The 1535-nt window shown below is 65.7% G+C and carries 2 protein-coding genes; both read right to left on the minus strand.

All coding sequences use genetic code 11. The features are described from left to right. On the minus strand, positions 1–463 hold a 463-nt coding region (locus HP547_RS28695; protein WP_172288875.1), incomplete at its 3' end, for a cation:proton antiporter. A 241-nt stretch (positions 464–704) separates the two neighbouring features. Beyond that, positions 705–1535 (minus strand): GlxA family transcriptional regulator (locus HP547_RS28700; RefSeq protein WP_172288877.1); only part of this gene is annotated, 831 nt, incomplete at its 5' end.

The raw sequence follows: 1535 nt of genomic DNA on the forward strand, positions 1-1535 counted from the left end.
GGATGGCGAAGGCCAGGCGGCCGTGCGGGGCGTTCAGCTGCTTGCTCTCGGCCAGGCTCTGCAAGCCAAGGGCGGTGGACGAAAGCGCCAGGCCCAGGCCCAGCACGATGGCTGCAGGCAGGGTCTGGCTGAAGCCGAACAGGGCGATGGCGCCGATGATCGCGCCGGTCAGCAGCACCTGGGCAGTGCCGACGCCGAACACCGACTTGCGCATCAACCACAGGCGCTTGGGTGACAGTTCCAGGCCGATGATGAACAGCAGCAACACCACGCCCAGCTCGGAAATGTGCGCCACGCTTTCAGTGTCGCGGATCAGGCCCAGTGCCTGCGGGCCGATGGCGACGCCAGCCAGCAGGTAACCCAGCACGGCACCCAGTTGCAGGCGCTTGGCCAGGGGGACGGCGACGACGGCGGCGAGCAGAAAGATCACCGCGGTTTGCAGAAGGCTGCCTTCGTGTGGCATTGGCTCGTACTCCATGAGCTGCCGGGGCAGCGTTTGAACAGTTTGGCGGACAATTCTGGGGGCTGGGGTGGAGTAAGACAATCTGCCGTCGGGGAGAAAGATTGTCCTGAAAAATGAGACAACCCGAGCTGGCCTCTTCGCGGGTAAACCCGCTCCAGGTACAGCGGAGCCTGCCAGGCAGGTGCAATCCCTGTGGGAGCGGCTTTAGCCGCGAAGAGGCCAGCACAGGAAAAACACTGACTCAGGCCTCACCAAACTGCGCCCGATACTGCGCCGGCGTCATGCCAATCCGCTCGCAGAACACCTTGCGCATATGCCGGTCACTGCCAAACCCGCACTGCGCCGCTACCACTTTCAGCGGCAGGTCGCTGCCTTCCAGCAGCTTGCGCGCGCGGTCGATGCGCGCATTCTGCAGGTACTGCAAAGGCGTGATGCCCACTTCGCGCTGAAAGGTGCGGGCGAAGTTGCGGCTGCTCATGGCCACCAGGTCGGCCATTTTCTGCACGGTGAACACCTGCTCGATGTGATCGACGATGAACGCCTGCACCCGTGCGATCGGCGAATCGTCGCGCGGTACCGCCGCCAGCAGTGGCCCGTAGGGCGTCTGCCCACCCTGACGATGGCGCGCAACCAGCAGCACCTTGGCCACTTCCAGTGCCAGCGCCTTGCCGTGGTCCTCCGCCACCACCGCCAGTGCCAGGTCGATCCCTGCGGTGATCCCGCCCGAGGTGATCAGGCAGCGGTCGATCACGTAGATTTGCTCGGTCTCGACCCGGGCTTGGGGAAACGCCCGCGCCAGGCGCTCTACATAGTTCCAGTGGGTGGTGCAGCGATAGCCGTCGAGCAGCCCGGCACGGCCCAGCAGGAACACGCCGGTGCAGATCGCACCAAAGCGCCTGGCACTGCGTACGGCCTGCGGTAGCCAGCGCTCGATCCCGGGCAGCGCTATGTCATAGGCCCCCGGCCCACCGGGCACCAGCAGCAGGTCGACGGCCTCCGGCAGGTCATCCAGGCGCAGGTCGGCCAGTACTTTCAGCCCACAAGAGCTGCGCACTGCCGCTTGCCCCTCGGC

The sequence above is a fragment of the Pseudomonas sp. CM27 genome (genome assembly GCF_013179515.1).
In the GTDB taxonomy this organism is placed as follows: domain Bacteria; phylum Pseudomonadota; class Gammaproteobacteria; order Pseudomonadales; family Pseudomonadaceae; genus Aquipseudomonas.